General features: G+C 66.8%; 1 protein-coding gene. It reads left to right on the plus strand.

Annotation, left to right across the window (positions count from 1 at the left end; genetic code table 11):
- Positions 1 to 96: 96 nt before the first annotated feature.
- Positions 97 to 380 (plus strand): hypothetical protein (locus EOA22_RS37525; RefSeq protein ID WP_206521626.1); only part of this gene is annotated, 284 nt, incomplete at its 3' end.

Raw genomic sequence — 380 nt, forward strand, 5'->3', positions numbered from 1 at the left:
CTCGCGCACGCCGCCCCCGCGTCCGTCGCAGCTGCGTCCTCACGAACCCCGGCTAAGCTGCAATACGCGGGGGTCCTAACCTTCAGCCCAGACGGAGTGCTGTTTGTTGGCGACAACGTCAGCGGCGCGGTCTTCGCCTACCCGATGGGCGAAGGGGTGGCCCCCGCCGCCGCGCCACCACTGGAGATGGATGGCATCGACGACCGGATTGCAGCGATGCTCAAGGCGTCCAAATCCAGCATCCACATCAACGGCATGGCAGTCCATCCCATCACCCACGACGTCTATCTCGCGGTTGCGTTCGGTGCTGGAAGGCCGGCCGTCGTGAAGGTCTCGCCGGCCGGAGCGCTTTCCCAGGTCGACTTGGCGCGCGCCAAGCC

This window comes from Mesorhizobium sp. M7A.F.Ca.US.014.04.1.1 (assembly GCF_003998745.1).
Lineage (GTDB): Bacteria > Pseudomonadota > Alphaproteobacteria > Rhizobiales > Rhizobiaceae > Mesorhizobium > Mesorhizobium ciceri.